This is a genomic window from Qipengyuania vesicularis, assembly GCF_019711415.1.
Lineage (GTDB): Bacteria > Pseudomonadota > Alphaproteobacteria > Sphingomonadales > Sphingomonadaceae > Qipengyuania > Qipengyuania vesicularis.
Genome location: NZ_JAIGNJ010000001.1, coordinates 653,564 through 674,825 on the forward strand (window position 1 = coordinate 653,564; position 21,262 = coordinate 674,825).

The following is a 21,262-nucleotide window of genomic DNA, read 5'->3' on the forward strand; positions in this document are numbered from 1 at the left end:
ATCCTGCATGACCATCACCGTCCACCATCTCAACAACAGCCGCTCGCAGCGCATCCTCTGGTTGCTCGAAGAACTGGGCGCGGATTACGAGATCGTCTCCTACCAGCGTGACGGTGAAACCAACCTCGCACCGCCCGAACTCAAGCAGGCCCATCCGCTCGGCAAATCTCCCGTGATCGAGGACAATGGCCGTCGCGTCGCCGAAAGCGGCGCGATTATCGAATATCTGTGCGAGCGTCACGGCGGTAAGAGCTGGCTCCCCGACCGCGCCAGCGATGCCTGGATCGATCACCTCGAATGGATGCAGTTCGGCGAGAGCTCCTTCTTCGTACCTGTCATGCTCAAGATCATGGCCGGTCGCCTGGGCGCCGCTGCAGCCCCGATGATGCCCCGCGTCGAAGAGCAGCTCGAGGCACACATCCTCTTCGCGGAAGAAAACATCTCCGACGATCTCCATTTCGTCGGCACCGACTGGAGTGCCTCCGACGTCATGATGAGCTTCCCCGCGGAGATCGCAGTCATGCAAGGCTATGGCGAGAAGGCCCCCAAGCTGGCGCGTTTCGTCGAGGCCATTCACGCGCGCCCGGCGTGGCAGCGTGCCCGCGAGCGTGGTGGGCCATACTTCGTCTGGTGACCGCGCGCTCCTAGAATCCGTTCGCAACGTTTTCGAGCGCGGCATCGAGCTGCGCCCGCGAATAGCGGCGCCCATCGACAAAAACTGCCGCAATCCGGGTCGAGTTGGCGATATCGACGCTGGGGTCGGCATCGAGCAGGATAAGGTCAGCCTCCAGACCTGATACGACCCGCCCGATCCTTGCCTCGAGCCCAAGGAGCCGGGCCGCTCCGCTGGTGGCCCAGCGCAAGGCGTCCATCTCGCTCAATCCGGCCGTGACATAGTGTTCGAGTTCTTCATGCATGGAGAATCCGAAGAGGACATAGGGATTACGCGCATCGGTCCCGGTCGGGATCTCGACCCCGGCGGCGAAAAGGTCGGCGAGGATCCGGTAATCCTCATCGTGCTGCAGGTCGAACAGCTCCAGTTGCTCGTCGGTATAGCGGGCAAAGAAGGCATCGGCAGCGGCCGCCCATTCGGCGCGAACCGAGGGATGGATAAAGCGCATCTCGGGTCGTGCCTTCTGCGCCGTCACCTCGGCGCGGGTAAGGTAGCGCTGCTGCCAGAAACTGAGGGTCGGCACATGCGCGGTGTCAGCCGCGAGGCTGACCTGGGCGAGCCGCGCCCTTTCGCTTGGCGAATAGAGGTCCGATGCAGGTCGTAATCCATCGCGGATGTCGCGCAGGATGGCGAAAAGGTCCTCGATGCTCGAGCTTCCCGGCACGTATCCCGATGCCGGGTTGACGATGGCGCTCAGATAGCCGTCGAGATGCTCGACCGACCAGATTTCCGATCCATAGACTTCCTCGACACCGAACGCTCGCGGAGCGTGCCCGGCATAGCGCAAGCCCTGCTGCCCGGCTTCGTCCGCGATTGCTGCGAAAGTGTTGGCATCGAGGCCGAAGTAGACCTTGATGAAATCGTAGCCGGCTGCCTTGTGCGCCTGCACCAGGGCGCGCCCCTCGGCAGGCGAGGTCGCCACGTCAGAAGTTGCCCAGAATTGCGGGTTTCCGTCGATAATCGGCCCGGAGGTTACAATCTCCGGACCCAGAAGCGACCCGCTCCTTATCCGCTGGCGCAGCGTGAGCAGTTGCGGCGTCCCCCACATGTTGCGGACTGTCGTCACTCCATTCGCAGGGAAGAGCGGCATCTCGTAATCGTCGTAGACATGCACATGCGCATCGATCAGCCCAGGCATCAGGACCTTGCCGGAGCCGTCGATCACCGTCGTCGCGTCGGCGGGGGTCGAAGCGGTGGTTGCCACTTCCAGGATCAATCCGTCCTTGATCCGCACGGTCATTCCGTCGGACGCTCCGCTGCCGTCCATCGGCAATACGCGAACATTCGTGATGGCGATGTCCGCACCGGCGGCGGGAGGAGGGGTAGGCGTGGGTGTGGGACCTCCGCCGCCCCCTGACGAATTGCTACCGCCTCCGCAGCTCGACAGTCCGAGGAACAGCGCGCCCGCCAGGGCGATTGGCGAAAGCATGCGACCGGGCTTCATGGTCGTGGCATAGCATCGCTGCAGTCGCGCGGGCAATCGGGATTGGAAATCGGCGGCTGCGAAGCGTCATTGAAGCTTGTCGCGCGCGTGCCGATTGCCTAACTGCGCCCGCATGACGTCGACCAATGAAATACGCCGCTCCTTCCTCGACTATTTCGGGAGCAACGACCACGCCGAGGTGCCGAGCGCACCATTGGTGCCGTTCAGCGATCCCACGCTGATGTTCGTTAATGCGGGAATGGTCCCGTTCAAGAACGCCTTCACCGGTCTTGAAACCCCGCCCGCACCGCGCGCCGCGAGCTCGCAGAAATGCGTTCGGGCCGGTGGCAAGCACAACGATCTCGACAATGTGGGCTACACTGCACGGCATCACACTTTCTTCGAGATGCTCGGCAATTTCAGCTTTGGCGACTATTTCAAGGAACAGGCGATCGACCACGCCTGGACCCTGCTGACCAAGGAATGGGGCCTCGACAAGGACCGCTTGCTGGTTACCGTCTATCACACCGACGACGAAGCCTTCGACCTGTGGAAGAAGCGCACCGGCTTTGCCGACGAGCGCATTATCCGCATCCCGACCAAGGACAATTTCTGGGCCATGGGCTCCGACGGCCCATGCGGACCCTGTTCGGAAATCTTCTACGACCACGGCGACCACATCTGGGGCGGACCTCCGGGAAGTCCGGAAGAGGACGGCGACCGTTTCGTCGAGATCTGGAACCTCGTCTTCATGCAGTTCACGCAGGAAGCGGACGAAATCGTCGGCGATTTGCCCAAGCCGAGCATCGACACCGGCATGGGCATCGAGCGCGTCGCTGCAGTCATGCAGGGCGTGCACGACAACTATGACACCGATACCTTCAAAGCCTTGATTGGTGCCAGCGAGGCGCTCACCGGCGTCAAGGCTGAAGGCGACCAGACCGCTAGCCATCGCGTCATTGCCGACCACCTGCGCTCGACCAGTTTCCTTCTCGCCGACGGTGTTCTGCCAAGCAACGAGGGCCGCGGCTATGTGCTGCGCCGCATCATGCGCCGCGCCATGCGTCACGCGCATTTGCTTGGCGCGAGCGAGCCGCTGATGCACCGTCTCGTGCCTGCACTTGTCACTGAAATGGGTGCCGCCTATCCCGAACTCGTCCGTGGTCAGCCGCTCATCCAGGAAGTGCTCGAGCGCGAGGAGACGCAGTTCCGCCGCACGCTCGACAAGGGATTGAAGCTGCTCGACGAAGCCACAGGCGACATGGGCGAGGGCGGCACGCTCGACGGCGAGACTGCCTTCAAACTCTACGACACCTACGGCTTCCCATATGACCTCACCGAGGATGCGCTGCGCAACCGCGGAATCGGCGTCGACAAGGACGGTTTCGATGCGGCTATGGCACAGCAGAAAGCTGCTGCTCGCGCTGCGTGGAAGGGCTCGGGAGAGGCGGCCAGCGAGGAAGTCTGGTTCGACATCGCCGAGCGCGAAGGCTCGACCGAGTTTACCGGCTACACCTCCGACACGGGCGAGGCCGAGGTGGTCGCGCTGGTGAAGGATGGCAAGGAAGTCGACAGCGCAGGTGAGGGCGATGACGTTATCATTCTCACCAACCAGACGCCCTTCTATGGCGAAAGCGGCGGCCAAACGGGCGATGCCGGACGCATCTGGACGCCCGAGGGGTTCGAGGCATCGGTCTCGACCACCAACAAGCCGCTCGGCCGCCTGCACACGCATATTGCGAAGATCGCCAAGGGTAGCGTGAAGGTGGGTGATGCCGTCCATCTCGAAATCGACGCTGAACGCCGCGACCGCATTCGTGCCAACCACTCGGCCACGCACCTCGTCCATGCCGCGCTACGCAACCGGCTCGGCGGCCACGTGACGCAGAAGGGCTCGCTGGTTTCCGACGATCGCTTCCGCTTCGACTTCTCGCACCCCAAGCCGCTGGGCGATGACGACATCGCCGCGATCGAGGCAGAGGTGAACGAGGAGATCCGCGCCAACGAAACAGTCGGCACGCGCCTGATGACGCCCGACGATGCCGTGGCTGCCGGCGCGCTCGCGCTGTTCGGGGAGAAGTATGGCGATGAGGTTCGCGTGCTCTCGATGGGTCGCAAGGGCGGTGAGGGCAAGAACTACTCGGTCGAACTATGCGGCGGCACCCACGTCGAGGCGACCGGCGATATCGGCCTGTTCAAGATTGTCAGCGAAAGCGCGGTCAGCTCGGGCGTGCGCCGTATCGAGGCGCTCACCGGAGAAGCGGCCCGCCAGTGGTTGCTCGCTCGTGATGAAACCGTCCGTGCCATTGCCGGAGCGCTGAAGACCTCGCCGGACGAGGCGGCGGCCCGTGTGTCTGCGCTGGTCGACGAGCGCAAGCGGCTCGAAAAGGCATTGGCCGAGGCCAAGCGCGCATTGGCGCTGGGCGGCGGTGGTTCCGGCGACGAGGCGAGCGCCGATGAAGATGTCGGCGGCGTGACTTTCTCCGGACAGGTGATCGATGGCCTCAATCCCAAAGAATTGCGTCCGCTGCTCGACGAAGCCAAGACACGCATGGGTTCGGGCATAGCCGCGATCTGCGCCGTGAATGACGGCAAGGGCGCCTTTGCCGTGGCGGTGACCGACGATCTCACCGACCGCTTCAGCGCGGTAGACCTCGTGCGTGCCGGCGTGGAAGCGCTGGGGGGCAAAGGAGGCGGCGGCCGTGCGGACATGGCGCAGGGCGGCGGGCCTGACGGATCGAAAGCCGATGATGCGATTGCCGCCGTGCGTGGGGCTCTGGCCAAAGAAAACGCCTGACCGGCACGAAGCTGGTCAGGCGCTGCTTCTCCTCTCTCAGGAGATAATCAGGCGTTGGGCGTGCTTTTGGTTACGCCGCTCGAGCCCTGCTCGATATCGTAGCCCTCGGTGTCGCCGGGCGCGCCGCGCTGGTCGGTCGGTGCCTGGTCCATCTGCGGCTCAGCCACATTCTGCGGCTTGAACTTCTCGTCGTTGGGTGTCGGCTTTGTCGGATCGATGTCACTCATTTTACTCTCCTTTTGCCTTACCAACGCATGGGGAGAGGCAAAGGTTCAACCATCCGCCGCGCTCGAGCGTAGCTTCGGCTTGTAGTCGAGCGCGCCGCGTTCCTCGATCTGCGCGCGGAACTCGTCGCGCTTCTCGTGGATCGACGCGATAACAGGGCCCATCGCGACGCCGATATCGACCAGCACCGCCTCGGTCAGCTGGAGCGTGGCCTCAAGCGTTTCGGGCACGGCATGGCTCGCCCCGGCCCGGTAGAGTTCCGCCGCATGGCCTACATCGCGCGCACGTGCGACGATCAGCAGGTCGGGGTATTCCTGTCGCAGTTTGGCGACGAGGCGCTGGACCAGCACGGGTTCGTCCATGGTCAGCACCACGGCGAGAGCCTGCTCTATGCCCAACCGGTGAAGGGCGTCACCGCGAGAGGCATCTCCGAAGACGGCGCGATAGCCCTTGCGCTTGGCGCTTTCGATCATGTCGGCGTCGGCATCGAGCGCAACATAGGGCTTATCATGCACGGTAAGCATCTGCGCGATCAGCCGTCCCACGCGTCCAGCGCCGATGATGATGACCTTGCGCTCGCCTTCATCTTCCTCGGGCAACTCGGGCGCGGGCTCGACCCGGCGGGCCACGATCCGACCGAGACGGGCGAGCAGCGGTGTGATGGTTAGGCCGATGGCGGTCACGATCTGCCAGAACTGCGCCGTGCCGGGCTGGATCAGGAGCGCGGAACTCGCTGCGGCGAGCACGATCAGCGTGGTTTCCGAAGGGCTCGCCATCAGTATGCCCGTCTCGGCCGCCGTGCTGCGGCGAGCACCCATCAGACGTAGCAGGACGCCTGTCAGCACCGCCTTGAACACCAGCACGCCGACCACGGCGACGGCGATCGACCCGAGATATTCCCAGATAGTGGCGAGATCGATGCTCATGCCCACGGTGATCAGGAAGATACCGAGAGCGAGGCCCTTGAAGGGCTCCATGATGCTTTCGACCTCGGTGTGATATTCGGTTTCGGCGATGAGAAGGCCAGCGATCAGCGCGCCGACGATGGGCGAAAGGCCGACCGCGGCAGTCGCAAGGCTGGCACCGATCACGACGAGCATTGCGGCGGCAAGGAATAGCTCGGGGCTCTTGGTCCGTGCGGCCTGGGCGAAGAGGCGGGGAAGGGCAAAACGCCCGACGATCATCATGACCGCAATGACGAGCGCGCCCTGCCACATGGTCGTGAGCAAGCCGTCCCACCCCTCCGACGCGGCATTGGGGGCCATGGCGCCGAGAATGAAGACGATCGGTACGATCATGATGTCTTCGAACAGCAGCATGGAGAGCGCCGCGCGCCCGACCGGGCTGGTGCTGCCCGAAATCGGCAACACGATGGCGGTGGAGGAGAAGGCGAGCGCAAAGCCGAGCGCCAGCGCACCGATCCAGTACTGCCCCATCATCGACAGCACGACCGCGAGGCACAGCCCGCCAATCAGGAGTTCCGCCGCACCCAGCCCAAAGACGAGCCGCCTGAGCTGCCACAGGCGCTTGAAGGAAAGTTCCAGCCCGATGGCGAACAGCAGCAGGATGATCCCGAACTCGGCGAACAAGTCGAGCGCGTCCGGGTCCGATATGGTTATGTGTTCAAGCCATGGTCGTTCGAACACCAGCTGGCCGAGACCATATGGCCCGACGAGGATGCCGATCAGGATGAACCCGATCACCGGCGTGATGCGGAAGCGGGTGAAAACGGGAATGACGAGCCCCGCGGCGCCCAAAATGACGAGCGCGTCGGAGAGTGCCGGAGATGCAAGTTCGCCCGATGCCATGGTTTGGGTCTAGCCAGCCGATATTACGAAGTCACGGCGCTTGTTCGGCTTAGCCACCGCCTGGTCCGGTCGGCCCCAATGGTTCGCGGCGCGGGCGCGGCTTTCCGGGGTGTTTCCCGTCTTCGTCCCACTCGATGCGGTAAAGGTCGAAGCGGCGGTCTGCGAGATTGCGCACCGTGCCTTCCGCGCGCGCCCATTGGAGGTCGGCAAGGTTGATGTCGCTGATGGTCAGCGTCTCGACATTCTCGCTGGCTTCGGCAGCGATGCCGTCGCGCGCGAAGGGGAAGTCGCAGGGCGTCAGGATGCAGCTTTGCGCATACTGGATGTCCATATTGGCGACATTCGGGAGGTTGCCGACATTGCCGGACAGCACCACGAAACACTGGTTCTCGATCGCCCGCGCCTGCCCGCAATAGCGCACGCGCAGGTATCCTTGCCGGCTATCGGTGCAGAAGGGCACGAAGATGATACGCGCGCCCTCGTCGGCGAGGCGGCGGGAGAGTTCGGGGAATTCGCTGTCGTAGCAAATCTGGACGCCGATAGGGCCGCAGTCGGTTTGGATCACTTCGACCTTGTCGCCGCCCTTGATGTTCCACCAGTACCGCTCGTTCGGGGTGGGGTGGATCTTCTCCTGCGCATGGACCGAGCCATCGCGAAGGCAGACATAGGCGATGTTGTGGATGTCCCCGTCGTCCATGCGGGTGGGATGGCTGCCGGCGATGATGTTGATGTTGTATCGCATCGCCATCTCGGAAATGTCGTCGCGCAGGCGGGGTGTGTATTCCGACAGGCGCTCGATCGCCTCGACGGGAGAGAGCTCCTTCGGCTCGAAGCTCAGCAGCATCAGCGTGAAGAGTTCGGGAAAGACGATGAAGTCTGCTTCGTAATCGCTTGCAACATCGACGAAATATTCGATGGCTCGCATGAACTCATCATAGTCCGCCACCTGGCGCGCCTGCAGTTGGCAAGTGGCCACGCGAACCGATTCCACGCCCCGGGGCAGGCGTTTCTTCACCGGCTGGTCGCGCTCCACATAGGGGTTGCGCCAGACCATCATAACGGCATTCGCCATGCTGGCCTTGTCCTCGGGCAGATAGCCCTCGATGATCCGCTCTGGTTCGAACCCGTTGGCCATCTGGAAGCGCAGGACGGGGTCGTGCAGCTTCTTTTCCAGTACCTGCTCGAGATAATCCTTCGGCCCCGTCACACGGCGGCGGTAACGACGATAATTCGGCATGCGGCCGGCAAAGACGATGCCGGTGAGGTCCTTTTCCTCGGCCAGCGCACGCCGTTCTTCGTAGAGACGACGGCCGATGCGGACACCGCGCACCTTGGGATCGACGCACATCTCGTAGCCATAGAGCCAGTCGCCGGTTGGATCGTGGCGGCTGCCGTAGCCATTGCCGGTGATCTCGTCCCAATCATGGTCCTGGAAGGCGAGCGCCTCGGCGACCTGCATGGTCGCGCAATATCCGACCACCTCGTCATCGAGCAGCGCGACGAAGCAGCCTTCCTTGAAGTTGTTGATCTGCCCGCGGATTTCGCCGTGGGTATAGGCGGGCATATCCTCGTAAACCCGGCGCACCAGGTTGGCGATGCCCGGGATGTCCTTGATCATCGCGTTGCGAACGTCGAGCCGCTTCTGGCCGAACTTTTCGCTGCCCTTGCGGCGGACACTACGCTTTGCTGCTGGCTGCTTGGCCATTCAAACCCCGTCTAAATTCTGGCGACCCCAAACGAAAACGGGGTCGGCTTCACGCCGACCCCGATGATCTGGCTTATCCGGGTAATGCCCCAGATGCGCTGAAGTTTCAGCCCCAGTTCGCCATTTCGGCTTCGAGGTTCTCGACGATCGCCTCGAAGAACTGTTCGGTGGTCATCCAGCTCTGTTTCGGACCGATCAGCAGCGCGAGGTCCTTGGTCATCTTGCCGCTTTCGACGGTCTTGATGCAGACCTGCTCGAGAGTCTCGGCGAACTTCACCACGTCGGGCGTGTTGTCGAACTTGCCGCGATACATGAGGCCGCGCGTCCAGGCGAAGATGCTAGCGATCGGATTGGTCGAGGTAGCCTTGCCCTGCTGGTGCTGGCGATAATGGCGCGTGACGGTGCCGTGGGCGGCTTCCGCTTCCACGGTCTTGCCGTCGGGTGTCATCAGGACCGAGGTCATCAGGCCGAGCGAGCCGAAGCCCTGAGCGACGATGTCCGACTGCACGTCGCCGTCGTAGTTCTTGCAGGCCCAGACGAACTTGCCGTTCCACTTGAGGGCGGCGGCGACCATATCGTCGATCAGACGATGTTCGTAGGTGAGGCCGTGCTTCTCAAAGTCGGCCTTGTATTCGGCGTCGAAGACTTCCTGGAACAGGTCCTTGAAGCGGCCATCGTACTTCTTGAGGATGGTGTTCTTGGTCGACAGGTAGACCGGCCACTTGCGGTCGAGACCGTAGGCGAAGCTGGCGCGCGCGAAGTCGCGGATGCTGTCGTCGAGGTTGTACATCGCCATGGCGACGCCGGGGCTCTGGAATTCGAACACGTCGAGGTCGATGTTCTCGCCGTTCTCGCCTTCGAAGACGAGGCGCAGCTTGCCGGCGCCCGGGATCAGAGTGTCGGTGGCGCGATACTGGTCACCGAATGCGTGACGGCCGACAACGATGGGGTCGGTCCAGCCGGGGACGAGGCGCGGTACGTTGTCGATCACGATCGGCTCACGGAAGACCACGCCGCCAAGGATGTTGCGGATCGTGCCGTTGGGCGAGCGCCACATCTTCTTGAGGTCGAACTCTTCAACGCGCGCTTCATCGGGCGTGATGGTGGCGCATTTCACGCCGACGCCATGTTCCTTGATCGCATTGGCCGCATCGACGGTGATCTGGTCGTCGGTCTCGTCGCGCTTCTCGATCGAAAGGTCGTAATATTTCAGGTCGACGTCGAGGTAAGGAAGGATCAGCCGCTCGCGGATCCACTTCCAGATGATCTTCGTCATTTCGTCGCCGTCGAGTTCGACGACCGGGTTGGCTACCTTGATCTTGGCCATGCTTGTCCTGTTGGTTCGAATGAAGTTGGGCGCGCTTTAGCAGAGACGCGGGCGAGGGCAAGGTGGGCGGAAGGCACGCCGGAAACGTCCTATCCTTAAATGCTTGTTAACCATAAACCCCTATCGCGATCATCATTGCTTTGAATGGGGGCTTTGGACTATGCGCAGCAGCAACCGGCAGGCCAGTGCCGCCCGATCCGTTTACAATTCGAACAACGAGTAACTAGCGCTAGCGCGTCGGCCAATAAATCCATGCCCTTGAAGGATTATCTCGAGAACAGCCTGCGGCAGCCGATGGAGCATCGGCGCATCCAGCTATATGCCATGCTGTTCCTGTTCGACATCGCGATCCTGTTCGGCAGCTTCTGGCTGGCCGCATCCCTATACCTTGAGCAGGCACCATCGCTGCGCTCGATCCAGGTGATGCAGTTCACGGTGCCGATCTTCGCCGTGATCGCCATCTATAACAAGGTTTACTCGGTCGAGGCGCTGGAGAACCTCAAATACTCCGTCTTCCGGATGGTCCTCTCGGTGCTGATTGCGGCGATGGTCTTCCTTGTGATGACTTTCTACGCTCGCTCGAGCGCCGATTTCGCCCGTGTCACCTTTTCGCTCGCCATCGGAATCTCGTTGGCCGGAATGGTCCTGCTGCGGGTTTTGACCTATTTCAGTGTGCGGTCGCGTTTTGGCGGTAAGGTCAGGAACGTGTTGCTGATTGACGACGGCGGTCCGAAGGTAGATCTGCCCGGCGCCGATCTTGTTGCCGCCGACGCAGACCTGGTCGAACAGGCCGGTTCCGATCCTGAAAAGCTCGACATTCTTGGCCGGACCATGCGCAACATGGACCGGGTGATCGTGAGCTGCCCGGTAGAACGACGCGTGTTCTGGACGCGCATCATGCGTGCGGCCGGGGTGCATGGCGAAGTGATTTCCGAAAGCCTGCAGGAACTCGGCGCGATCGCGCTGGAGCGGGAGTACGGCTGGAGTTTCCTGGTTGTGTCCGCCGGCCCCCTGGGCTTGCGCGACCGTTTGACCAAGCGGGTGATCGATCTTGCCGTCACCATTCCTGCGCTGATCCTCCTTTCGCCGGTAATTGCGATCGTGGCCTTGCTGATCAAGCTCGAGGACGGCGGGCCGATCTTTTTCGTTCAGCCGCGCATGGGGCAGGGCAACTGCATGTTCGACATGCTCAAGTTCCGCTCGATGAAGGTCGCCAAGCTCGATACGGACGGCGCGCGCTCGACCTCTCGCAACGATGATCGCGTAACCCGTATCGGCAGTTTCATCCGCAAGACGAGTATCGACGAGATACCGCAGCTCATCAATGTGCTGCGTTCCGAGATGAGCCTCGTGGGTCCGCGGCCGCATGCCCTCGGATCGCTCGCAAACGAGAAACTGTTCTGGGAAGTCGACAGCGATTACTGGCAGCGCCATTCGCTCAAGCCCGGCCTGACCGGCCTCGCGCAGGTGCGAGGCTTCAGGGGCGCAACCGAGACCGAGGGGCACCTCACCGACCGGCTGCGGGCCGATCTGGAGTATATTCGCAACTGGTCGCCATGGGGCGACTTGAAGATACTGTTTGCAACGGTTCGGGTGCTAATTCATCCCAACGCATATTGAGCACGCTTCAACGTTGTCAGGAGCGACTTAGTCCATATTTCAAAAACTTAGGAACCAAGGGGGAATAGCATCATTGGCCACTTGTGCACCCGCGAAGGAATTGTGTTCATCCACATTTAACCGGTTGCAAGTAGGTCGAATCGTTGCTAGCCAGAGTTTCGAATTCTCGCCAAAGAAGAATATCAGGAGATTACTTATGAAGACCAGCCGCCTTCTTATGGGCCTCGGTGCAGCTGCCATGGCAGTGGCTCCTGTTGCCGCACAGGCCGGTACGCGTGCTGCTGACGCTGGTGCCATCGCTGTTCAGCCGGTCAAGATGTCGGCCGTTGAGCGTGGTACCGAAGGTGTCACCACCAAGAGCGAAATCGGCGGCACTTCGGCTGTCATCGCGGTTCTCGCAGCTATTGCTGTGATCGTCGGCATCATCATCGCAACGGATGACGACACCACCGACTAAGATTGTAAAATCTTACGGAAAAATGGCCCCGCCGGGTATACCGGCGGGGTTTTTCGTGTCAGCAGCGCAGTTCACGGCTAGGGGTTATGCGTGGCTAAGCATTCGAAATTGGCGATCGGCCGCCAGGCGCAGGACGCGTTTCGCGAGTTGGGATGGCCGTCCTTGTTGCTTCTGGTGGTCGCTCTCATTCTCGGGGGCGGGGGTGTCCGGCACGGATTGACCAACCTCGTCGTGCAGGGCGTTGCGCTGGGCGTCATCCTGATCCAGCCCGGTTTGGTGAGGGATTTCCTGTCCCGCGCTCCAAGGGTCCTCGTTGCCCTCGTCGTTCTCACGCTCCTGCTGCCCCTTGTTCAGCTCATCCCCCTTCCGTCGGGCGTCTGGCAGGCATTGCCCGGACGCGAGATGGCCGTGGAGGCGCGCGACATGCTGGGAGAGGCAGAAGGCTGGTTCCCGATCACGCTCGACAGGGCGCGCACCGCCGTCGCGCTGTTCGCACTGCTCGGGCCACTGACCGCTATCCTTTGCTTCTCCTCCAAGCCCGAAGCCACCTTGCGACACGGCCTGCTGCTGCTCATCGGCCTCGCGCTCGTCCAGTTCGCATTCGGCGTCCTGCAGTTCGGCGCAGGCGATGCACTCAAATTCTACACAACCAACGAAACGGGTCGTTTCTACGGTTTCTTTGTTGGGCACATTTCAAGCGGGCTGTTCATGGTGCTGGGGCTCTGCGCCCTGGTCGGCCACTACGTCGGATCGAAGCGCGACACCATTACTGACTTGCTCTATGTCTTGTGCGGCGCCCTGCTCGTGATCGGTATTATCCTCACCAATTCGCGATCCGCCGTCGCACTGGCGCTGATCCCGCTCGCCTGGGCAGGGCTTATCGCCCTGCGGAGCTTGCGCAACCAATCGCGCAAGGTGAAACTGGGCTTTGCCATCGGTGCGGTCGTCGCGTTGCTGGGGATCGGTGCGATTGCAGCTACCAACGAACGACTGGCCACGACCTGGGAGCGCTTCAACGATCTGGAGGACTCGCGCCCCGATATCTGGAATGACACCATGTCGGGCATCGATCGATACTGGCCGATCGGCAGCGGCATGGGCACATTCGACGAAGTGTTCCAGGTCGAGGAATCGCTCGAGACACTGTCGGTCAAGAAGGCTGCGCGCGCGCACAATGAATACCTCGAGATTGCGCTCGAGGCGGGCCTTGCCGGCTTGCTGCTGGTCGGTGGCTGGATCGCCTTCCTTCTCTACGCCTTCATTCGCGGCATCAGGAGCGTTCACGCCCCGGCCATACTGGCTGCGGCATTGGCTTTGCTCTGCATCGGACTCCAGGCCCTGATATATTTTCCGCTGCGAAATATGGCGGTCTTATGCGTTGCAGGACTGCTCGTGGCTCTGCTAACGGCACCCATCACGATCAAGAGGGACAGGGTCATTGATTAGGTACTGCGCAGCCATGCTTTCGGCTGCAACTCTTCTGCTTGCCGGTTGCTTCAGCCCGTCCGACGGCCTACCCAAGGGTGAGGATGCCTACCGCATCGTCCCTGCGGTGGATGCGAATACCACGGCTGCCGAATACCGGATTGGCGTGCTGGACGTGATCTCGATCCGCGTGTTCCAGGAACCGGAGCTGACCTTCGAGGAACTGTCGGTCAATTCTGCCGGGACGATCAACTTCCCCTTCATCGGCGAAATGACCGCGATCGGGAAAACCCCGATCGAATTCAGCCGCGAAATCGAGGAGGGCCTTGGCACCCGCTACATCCGCAACCCGCAGGTGGTTGTCGGCGTGGTCAGCTCGGCGGGTCAACGTGTGACGGTCGACGGCGAAGTCGAGCAACCGGGCGTCTATGAAATCGCCGGAACCTCCTCGCTCGTGGAATCGATTGCGCGCGCCCGCGGTCTCAAGTTCACAGCTGTCGATGACGAAGTGATCGTATTCCGCATGATCGACGGCCAGCGCTACGGTGCCGTGTTCGACCTCCGCGCCATCCGTGAAGGCCGCGCCCCCGATCCTCAAATACTTGGCGGCGACCGGATTGTCGTCGGCTATTCCACCCTCCGCGGTGCATGGGAAGACTTCAAGGAAGCTGCTCCCATCTTCAATGTTTTCAGAAGGTTCTAATCAGTGTCGAGTGGCTTTCCCGATCGCGGATCATACGAAATCTCCCAGCCCGGGAGACCGCATGACAATGGCGACCGGTCCTATCCCAATGGCGACAACGACGGTTTCCTGGATATCGACCTGCGCCGTGTAGAAGCGGCGATACGGCGCAACCTCCTCGGCATTCTAGCCATCCTCGTGGTTGCACTGGGCGCAGGCGTCCTGGTGACCTTGCTCATGCGTCCCCAGTTCGAGGCGACGTCGCAGCTGCTGATCGAGCAGCAGGCCGATGCGATCATCGAAGGCGCCGAAACACAGGCCTATACCCCGCCGCAGGAAACCGAGAGGTTCCTGCAGACGCAGGTCGACGTCATCGAGAGTCGCAGCCTTGCCGAACGCGTCGTAGAATCCGAGAACTTGGTCGATCGCGAGGACTTCTTCCTCGCTCAGGGTGCCGAACTTCCGCAGCTGGACTCGCTCGAAGGTGGCGAGGTTACCGGCCCCGACGCTCTGACGAGGATCCGCCGCGAAGCCGCGATCGAATTGGTGATGGGTGCGCTCTCTGTCGACTTGCCGGTCGACAGTCGACTGGTTTCGATAACTTTCTCGAGCGGCGACCCGCAGATCGCTGCGGAGCTTTCGAACTCGATCGCGCAGAACTTCCTTGAGAGCAATCTTGCGCGCAAGTTCGACAGCAGCGCCTATGCGCGCGAATTCCTCGCGCAGCAGCTCGAGGATGCGCGGACCAAGCTCGAACAGAGCGAGAAGGACCTCAACGCCTTCTCGCGCGCCGCAGGTCTCATCCGCGTTTCGGGGCAGGGGCAGAATGCCGACCAGGAGACGACGCTCTCGGTTACGAACGAGATGCTCCAGCAGCTCAACGAAGCGGCGTCGATCGCCACTGCCGAGCGCATCCTTGCCGAAAACACCTGGAAGAACATCGCCAACGAGCCGATTTCCTCGGTACCGCAGGTCCTCAATAATTCCGCCTATAGCCAACTCGTCCGCGAACGCGCGGTGATCGAGGCCAATCTGGCGCAGGAGCGCGCCCGTCACCTCGACGAACATCCCAATGTGCAGGCGCTGCAGGCGCAGGCCGATCGGGTCGAGGCGCAGATGCAGCAAGTGGGCAATTCGATCAAGAACTCGGTGCGCCTCACCTTTGAAGCCACGCGCGACCGCGAGCAGGATATCCGCCAGCAGGTCGACCAGGTCCGCGAAGCCGCGCTCGACGAGCAGGATCGCGGCGTCCAGTACGCCGTGCTCAAGCGCGTCGCGGAGACCGACCGTGCGCTCTACAATACGTTGCTGACGCGGTTCAACGAACTCAATGCCACTGCCGGTGCGACTTCGAACAATGTCTCGCTCGTCGATATCGCGCAGGTGCCGCGCAAGCCCGCATCGCCCAACCTCGGGATTAATCTGATCGTCGCGCTGATGGGCGGTTTCCTCGTGGCTGGCGGCTTCGTGTTCCTCCGCGAGCAGTTCGACGATGTCCTGCGCACACCGGAAGATGTCGAGCGCAAGCTGCAGATACCGCTGCTCGGCCTGGTCCCGCTCACGCAGGGCGAAAACCCGACCGAGGACCTTGAAGATCCCAAGTCGCCTGTCAGCGAAGCCTACCAGTCGCTCGTCACAAACCTGCGCTACAGCACGGGCGAGGGCATTCCGCGCACGCTCACGGTTACCTCTGCGCAGGCAGGCGAGGGTAAGACCACGACCGCGGGCAAGCTGGCGCTGGAATTTGCCGAACTCGGCCGCAAGACGCTGCTGATCGATGCCGACCTGAGGCGCCCGACGCTGCACCGCAGGTTGTCGCAGAAGAACCAGGAAGGTTTCACCACCGTTCTCGCCGGCGAGCGGACGATCGACGAGGTCCTCGTTGTCTCGGGCGTGCCGAACCTGACCTATATGACCGCGCTGCCGATCCCGCCCGATCCGGCGGCTCTCCTTGGCACGACGCGGTTCGACGAGCTGATCGCGGACCTCCTGACACGCTTCGACACGGTGGTCTTCGATGCCCCGCCGGTGCTCGGGCTCTCGGACGCTCCGACGCTTGCCGCTCACACCGATTCCGCGCTGATGGTGATCGATGCGGTCAAGGGACACCGCGGTGCGGTCAAGGCTGCGCTGCGCAGGCTCGGGATGGTCAAGGCGAACGTCATCGGTGCCGTTCTCACCAAGTTCAACCCGAAGAGCGTGAGCGGAGAGTACAGCTATTACGGCTCCGACTATTATACCTACGATCCGTCGGATGAGACGCGGTGACGCTGGGCAAGACGTCGATCTTGGGCTGGGTCGTCCGGTTCATTGTTTTCCTTGCGCTGTTCGCGCTCGCTGCCGTTTTCCAGCTTGATCGCCATGCGCGAACGCAAACCCGGCTGATACCTTATGTGCCTGCCGGGGTCGGGGGTTTCGCCGATGCGAATGTAGCTCGCCTGCTTGCAATCGCTGCTCCGCAGACAGCGATGGACCGCGCTGCCGCTTCGCTCAGGCATCGCCCCGTAGATGGTGGCAATCTGTCCGCCTTTGCACTTGCCGCAGCGGAAGCCGATGAGCTCGACATTGCGGGCGAGGCGCTGACACTCGCCGCCCAGCGCGGATGGCGCGATACATATACCCAGGTAATGGTGATCGGCAGTGCCATGACGGGGGGAAACTACGAGGTTGCAGCGCAGCGGGTCGATGCGCTGGCTCGTCTCCGGCGCGAGGAAGAGGCGGTGTATGGCACGCTCAGCCTGCTGCTGGTTGAAGAGCAGGGCCGCGAAGAACTCGCCAAGCGACTGTCGCACAGCATTCCGCTAGCCAGCGAGATCCACGAGTTCCTGCGCGCCTACCCCGATTACGGGCCCGAAGTGGCGCAGACATTCTCTCTCGCGCTGAGTGATCGCGGCATCCTCGAATGCGAGCTTTTGGCACCTGTGGCTTCGGCCTTGCTGCTCAACGAGATGGGCGCAGATGCGTTGCGGATGTGGCCTGAAGATTGCCAGCGCCAGGAAACTGGAAGCTATGCTTTCGCACCTGCGAGCGCCGAGCGCGATCCGTTCGCCTGGACATATCCGTCGGCAGCTGCGGTGTCCGTTCGGACGGGTTCGGAACCTAATCTGGTCGAAGTGCGCAACCGCGATCCCCTCCGGCGTCCCTTCGCCTCGCGCTACGTCGTGCTGGACGAGGGCGTGCACAGGCTGACCCTCGATGCGAAGGTCAGGGAGACGCGCCCGGGAAGCCTGCGCGCACGACAGGCCGAAATTACCGTCCTGCTGCGGTGCGATCGCAAGGGAGGCAGGTCCGCAGGCGCACTTATCTCGCAAACCTATGAATCGCAGATCGAATTCACCGTGCCGGAGGATTGCCCGACGCAGTATCTTGCACTGTCACTGGGACAGGGACGGGTCGAGGACCTGTCGATTACCATCGATTGACCTTCGGCAAACCACACTGGATTGGCCATAAGGTCACCTCCGGATTATAGCATTGAGGCCCCGCCGCGACGATTGGCGATCTGCAGAGACACCGATTGAGAATCCCGACAGCCATTCCATTTGCCCTCGCGATGAGCATTCCGCGTACGGCCGCAAGCTATGCGGCCTATGTCGCCACGCCCGTGCTGATGGTGAATTGGCTGGCCTCGCGATCCTATACCAAGGCGCTTGCCCTCGTCGTGTTCTTTGCAATCGCTGCCGGTCTCAACTGGGGACTTGGGCTGTTGATTTCGCCGACTGCATGGGTGCTCGAACTGGCACTGGTACTACCATTCCTTGCTGCAGCACTGGGTTTCGTCCCGGCGAGCTATTTCAATGGCCGGATGCTGATCCGCACACTGAACGTCGTGTTGTTCGCAACCAGCCTGATCAGCCTGACCGAAGAAGGCTTTCCCTTCCTCCTGCCCTACATCCACTTCCTGCCCGATCTTTATAACGGCGGCTTCGGCGACGGGGGCGCAAAGATCGTTACGGTCGTCGGTTTCTTCGGCCTGGCAGAAGCACTTTCGCGGGAAGGGCGGCCGACGCTGTGGAACCGGGCGATCGTCACCATTGCCGGGCTGAACTTCCTGATGCCCAACTTCATCCTCGGCATCGCGGCCGGGGCCTTCGCGCTGGCGATTTTTGCACGCCGCAACCGGGCTTTGATCTTTGCCGCAGCTGCGGCGGCGATGGTGGTCGTGCCCTATCTCCAGTATCGCGCGGAAACCATCGATAACGCCTTCACCGAGTATTACGGGGCCCACCCCAAGCTCTATGCCGTGGGGCTGGTCGGGCAGGTCTATTACAACGAACCCCATGCCATCTTGGTCGGAACGGGTATCGGGCAGTTTTCCAGCCAGCCCGCGCTCTGGGCCAGCCCGATCAACAACTGGGTGAATACGCACAAGCCGCCGTTGCTACCAGGCCTGTTCTCGTCGGAGGCGCATAGCGAGTATCTCGCGCCGCTGCTCTTGCGCTTTCGCGACCGTCGTTTTGCGATCGAGTCCTCAGCCAACAAGCCCTACAGCGGCGTTACGCAGCTCCTGATAGAGATGGGCCTGCCGCTGACCGTGCTGATCCTCTATTCGGCCTATGTCCTGTTCTGGCGGCGCGGCGGGGGCGATCTCGGGCGCTCTGTGTTCCTTTTCCTGATCGCCATCAACATGCTCGATCCGCAGGTCGATTCACCATGGTTCGGGGTGATGCTCTTCGCAACGCTGGAGGCCATCCGGCGCGATGCCAGAATCAGACTGACACGGCGGCGCGAAGCGGATGACGACGGCGGCGCCTTCCTGCCACGTCCGCCCGATCCACATGCTCGCCCGATCCCTGCCGAATAGATCCAGCCCGATCGTGACCAACTCGCGCTATCCGGACTTCTTCATCGTCGGTGCCGCCAAGGCCGGCACGACCTCGCTCGTCGAGATGCTCCGGGGCCATCCCCAGGTGTTCTTCCCGCATGAGAAAGAACCGCACCATTTCTTCCTGCGTGAGGATGACCGGGAATGGACCATCCGCGACGGGAAGCGCGAACTCAGGCTGCAGGACAGCCTGCCCTACGGCGAAGAGCGCCGCTATCTGTCACTGTTCGACACGGCACCTGCAGATGCTCTCGCCGGCGACGCCAGCACACAGTATCTGGTGAACGAGACGGTACCGAGCGCGATTCATGCGCTGCGGCCCGATGCGAAGATCATCGTAGCACTCCGCAATCCCTCGGAGAGAGCCTATTCGGCCTATCTGCATGCCCGTGCTCGTGGAGAGGAGCCATGCGAGAGTTTTTCGCAAGCGCTCGACGAATGCGAGGCAGGCAAGCGCAGGCTGTCCTTTGCAACGAATTACCTCGAGGAAGGCCTCTACGGCCGCCATCTCGAGCATTGGAAGGCGCATTTCGCCGAGCGCCTGCACGTGGTCCTTTTCGAGGAACTGGTGGACCAACCCCAAGGCACTTTCGATCTGATCGCCGATTTCCTCGCCATCGATAAAAGGCCGCTTCCCCGCGAAGAGGCATCGCACAAGAATGCCAGCATCGAACTGACAAATCCGCTCGCACGCGCCTTCCGGCTAGGTGCGAAGCGATTGCGGCGTTGGGCACCGGCGGTATTCGAGAACGGCCTCATCAGGCGTCCGTATGAGTGGTTGCTCGGCAAGTTGGGGAACAAGCCTGCCAGCCTTTCCGAAGCTGACCGGGCGCGGCTCGACGCCTATTACGCGCCGCATATCGCGGCCATCGAGTCCGTGACAGGTCGCAATCTTCCGGCGTGGCGACCATGAACGAGCGGCAGAAGGACAGGCGCCAGGTACTTAGCGCCATCACGGCCGTGGCAGCGAGCAGGGCGCTCGGCTTCCCGCTGGCACTGGCCGTAAACATCTGGCTGGCGCGCACGCTGGAACGCGAAGACTTTGCCTTCTTCGGCGTGCTGACGACATTCTCATTGCTGTTCGCCCTGTTTGCGCAGGCCGGTTTCCAGACCGGGGTTGTCCGGATGCTGGGCGAAGCGGAGGCCGGCGTGGAGAGGTTCGGCAAGGCAGCGATATTCTACAGCTCCCTGCTCGTCACCTTGGCGGTGGGGGGATTGCTGGCTTGCGGGTTCTTTTTCGTCGGCCCTGTAATCCTGCCGGACATCTCCTCCGCCACTCCCTGGCTGTTTTTTCTCGCCGCCGTCCTCCTTGTCGCCAGGTCGACGAATACCGTGACCGCCCAGGCCCTGCGCGGGGTCGGCAAGGTGGGTGCCTCAGCCAATCTGAGCGGGCAGGGCGACCAAGGCGGATTGATCCGTTGCATCCTGATGATCGCAGGGATCTTCTTCGTCTCGAGTTACGGCGCTCTCGACCTTGAGGCAGCGCTTGTCGTTTCCATCGTCGCATCGCTCTTGTGCACGATCTGGGCATCGATCCTGGTCCTCAGGCATACCGGCTTGTCGAGTTCGATGAGCGGGATAGGGCGGACTGTCCGGGACGGTCGGCACGACAATTTCAACATGCTGATCAGCGAAGCGCTGCTGTACTGGTCGTGGTCGACGGCCGCGGTCGTGATCGGCGGTGTCCTGATCGATGCCTCGGCCATGGCCGGCGTGGTGGCTGCATTCCAGGTAAGCTACATTCTGACCAGCCCGATCACGATGATTGCCGGATCGGTCCCGCGGATACTCATCCGCCTGCAGAAGGCAGGGGAGCAGGAAGAACTGGAGGCTGTCCTGAGAGGCACGGCGTCTGCCGCATTCCTGTTCTGCCTTGTCGCATGCGCTTTCCTGCTCGCCATCGGTCCGGCAGGCTTCCAGGCGGTATTCGGCCCGAGCTATTCGGATGCCTACTATCACATTGCGATCCTGAGCGTGGGGATTCTTTTCTTCGTTTATTGCGGGCTGTCAGGGCAGGCCCTGCTTCTGATGGGCGACACCCGGGTGCACCGTCAGGTCATGCTGCGCACGGTTCTGGTGACCACACCTGCCTACGTGCTCCTGGCGCTCTATTTCGGGCCCTATGGCCTCTCGATCGGACTGGCGTTGTCGATGATCCTGCAGAAGATCCTTCTGATCCGTGCTGTGAAGCAGGACCTCGGACTGAATACGCAGGCCTATCTCGATCCGCGCGAATATCTGAAGCTCTTCCGGTTCATGAAGCGCCTGATCGCGCAGCGGGGCTAAGCCGTTCTC

General features: G+C 62.0%; 16 protein-coding genes. 11 read left to right on the forward strand and 5 right to left on the reverse strand.

All coding sequences use genetic code 11. The annotated features are described in order from the left end of the window. Positions 1–7: 7 nt before the first annotated feature. Entirely contained in the window at positions 8–634 is a 627-nt protein-coding gene (locus K3146_RS03300) for a glutathione S-transferase family protein (protein WP_221544752.1), read from the forward strand. Positions 635–644: 10 nt separating this feature from the next. Here the strand turns inward: K3146_RS03300 and K3146_RS03305 are convergent, their stop codons facing one another. Further along, positions 645–2,102: an amidohydrolase family protein gene (locus K3146_RS03305; protein ID WP_221544753.1), complete on the reverse strand. Its 1,458-nt coding sequence runs from the start codon at positions 2,100–2,102 to the stop codon at positions 645–647. A gap of 127 nt (positions 2,103–2,229) precedes the next feature. Between K3146_RS03305 and alaS the strand changes: the two genes are divergently transcribed. Beyond that, positions 2,230–4,893, forward strand: coding sequence for an alanine--tRNA ligase (gene alaS / locus K3146_RS03310; protein WP_221544754.1), 2,664 nt, complete (start codon positions 2,230–2,232; stop codon positions 4,891–4,893). A gap of 47 nt (positions 4,894–4,940) precedes the next feature. Here the strand turns inward: alaS and K3146_RS03315 are convergent, their stop codons facing one another. From K3146_RS03315 to K3146_RS03330, 4 genes are all read right to left on the reverse strand, one after another. Continuing rightward, positions 4,941–5,120, reverse strand: a complete 180-nt coding sequence (locus tag K3146_RS03315; protein ID WP_221544755.1) for a hypothetical protein — start codon at positions 5,118–5,120, stop codon at positions 4,941–4,943. A gap of 45 nt (positions 5,121–5,165) precedes the next feature. Next, positions 5,166–6,926, reverse strand: coding sequence for a cation:proton antiporter domain-containing protein (locus tag K3146_RS03320; protein ID WP_221544756.1), 1,761 nt, complete (start codon positions 6,924–6,926; stop codon positions 5,166–5,168). 49 nt (positions 6,927–6,975) lie between these two features. Continuing rightward, positions 6,976–8,631: a bifunctional GNAT family N-acetyltransferase/carbon-nitrogen hydrolase family protein gene (locus K3146_RS03325; RefSeq protein ID WP_221544757.1), complete on the reverse strand. Its 1,656-nt coding sequence runs from the start codon at positions 8,629–8,631 to the stop codon at positions 6,976–6,978. 106 nt (positions 8,632–8,737) lie between these two features. After that, complete coding sequence (locus tag K3146_RS03330; protein ID WP_221544758.1) at positions 8,738–9,958, reverse strand: NADP-dependent isocitrate dehydrogenase; 1,221 nt, start codon at positions 9,956–9,958, stop codon at positions 8,738–8,740. 258 nt (positions 9,959–10,216) lie between these two features. Here K3146_RS03330 and K3146_RS03335 point away from each other — a divergent pair, with 258 nt between their 5' ends. The 9 genes from K3146_RS03335 (at position 10,217) to K3146_RS03375 (ending at position 21,253) form a co-directional block, all read left to right on the forward strand. Next, on the forward strand, positions 10,217–11,578 hold the full coding sequence (locus K3146_RS03335; protein ID WP_221544759.1) for an exopolysaccharide biosynthesis polyprenyl glycosylphosphotransferase: 1,362 nt from the start codon (positions 10,217–10,219) through the stop codon (positions 11,576–11,578). A 196-nt stretch (positions 11,579–11,774) separates the two neighbouring features. After that, positions 11,775–12,035: a hypothetical protein gene (locus K3146_RS03340; protein WP_221544760.1), complete on the forward strand. Its 261-nt coding sequence runs from the start codon at positions 11,775–11,777 to the stop codon at positions 12,033–12,035. Positions 12,036–12,125: 90 nt separating this feature from the next. Next, on the forward strand, positions 12,126–13,481 hold the full coding sequence (locus K3146_RS13610) for an O-antigen ligase family protein (protein ID WP_221544761.1): 1,356 nt from the start codon (positions 12,126–12,128) through the stop codon (positions 13,479–13,481). 13 nt (positions 13,482–13,494) lie between these two features. Further along, complete coding sequence (locus K3146_RS03350; protein WP_221544762.1) at positions 13,495–14,163, forward strand: polysaccharide biosynthesis/export family protein; 669 nt, start codon at positions 13,495–13,497, stop codon at positions 14,161–14,163. Between the two features lie 3 nt (positions 14,164–14,166). After that, positions 14,167–16,410, forward strand: a complete 2,244-nt coding sequence (locus K3146_RS03355; RefSeq protein ID WP_221544763.1) for a GumC family protein — start codon at positions 14,167–14,169, stop codon at positions 16,408–16,410. Further along, positions 16,407–17,564, forward strand: a complete 1,158-nt coding sequence (locus K3146_RS03360; RefSeq protein WP_221544764.1) for a hypothetical protein — start codon at positions 16,407–16,409, stop codon at positions 17,562–17,564. The genes K3146_RS03355 and K3146_RS03360 overlap by 4 nt, the downstream gene beginning before the upstream one ends. A gap of 95 nt (positions 17,565–17,659) precedes the next feature. Further along, entirely contained in the window at positions 17,660–18,946 is a 1,287-nt protein-coding gene (locus K3146_RS03365; protein WP_221544765.1) for a hypothetical protein, read from the forward strand. Between the two features lie 13 nt (positions 18,947–18,959). Further along, complete coding sequence (locus K3146_RS03370; protein WP_221544766.1) at positions 18,960–19,880, forward strand: sulfotransferase family protein; 921 nt, start codon at positions 18,960–18,962, stop codon at positions 19,878–19,880. After that, a complete protein-coding gene (locus K3146_RS03375; protein ID WP_221544767.1) occupies positions 19,877–21,253 on the forward strand; it encodes a lipopolysaccharide biosynthesis protein in 1,377 nt (458 codons plus the stop codon). The genes K3146_RS03370 and K3146_RS03375 overlap by 4 nt, the downstream gene beginning before the upstream one ends. Positions 21,254–21,262 lie beyond the last annotated feature (9 nt).

What these genes read in the sequence shown, in the direction of transcription:
- K3146_RS03300 (WP_221544752.1), top strand. Translation starts at nt 8, where the DNA reads ATGACCATCACCGTCCACCATCTCAACAACAGCCGCTCGCAGCGCATC.
- K3146_RS03305 (WP_221544753.1), bottom strand. Translation starts at nt 2,102, where the DNA reads ATGCTTTCGCCAATCGCCCTGGCGGGCGCGCTGTTCCTCGGACTGTCG.
- alaS (WP_221544754.1), top strand. Translation starts at nt 2,230, where the DNA reads ATGACGTCGACCAATGAAATACGCCGCTCCTTCCTCGACTATTTCGGG.
- K3146_RS03315 (WP_221544755.1), bottom strand. Translation starts at nt 5,120, where the DNA reads ATGAGTGACATCGATCCGACAAAGCCGACACCCAACGACGAGAAGTTC.
- K3146_RS03320 (WP_221544756.1), bottom strand. Translation starts at nt 6,926, where the DNA reads ATGGCATCGGGCGAACTTGCATCTCCGGCACTCTCCGACGCGCTCGTC.
- K3146_RS03325 (WP_221544757.1), bottom strand. Translation starts at nt 8,631, where the DNA reads ATGGCCAAGCAGCCAGCAGCAAAGCGTAGTGTCCGCCGCAAGGGCAGC.
- K3146_RS03330 (WP_221544758.1), bottom strand. Translation starts at nt 9,958, where the DNA reads ATGGCCAAGATCAAGGTAGCCAACCCGGTCGTCGAACTCGACGGCGAC.
- K3146_RS03340 (WP_221544760.1), top strand. Translation starts at nt 11,775, where the DNA reads ATGAAGACCAGCCGCCTTCTTATGGGCCTCGGTGCAGCTGCCATGGCA.
- K3146_RS03350 (WP_221544762.1), top strand. Translation starts at nt 13,495, where the DNA reads ATGCTTTCGGCTGCAACTCTTCTGCTTGCCGGTTGCTTCAGCCCGTCC.
- K3146_RS03375 (WP_221544767.1), top strand. Translation starts at nt 19,877, where the DNA reads ATGAACGAGCGGCAGAAGGACAGGCGCCAGGTACTTAGCGCCATCACG.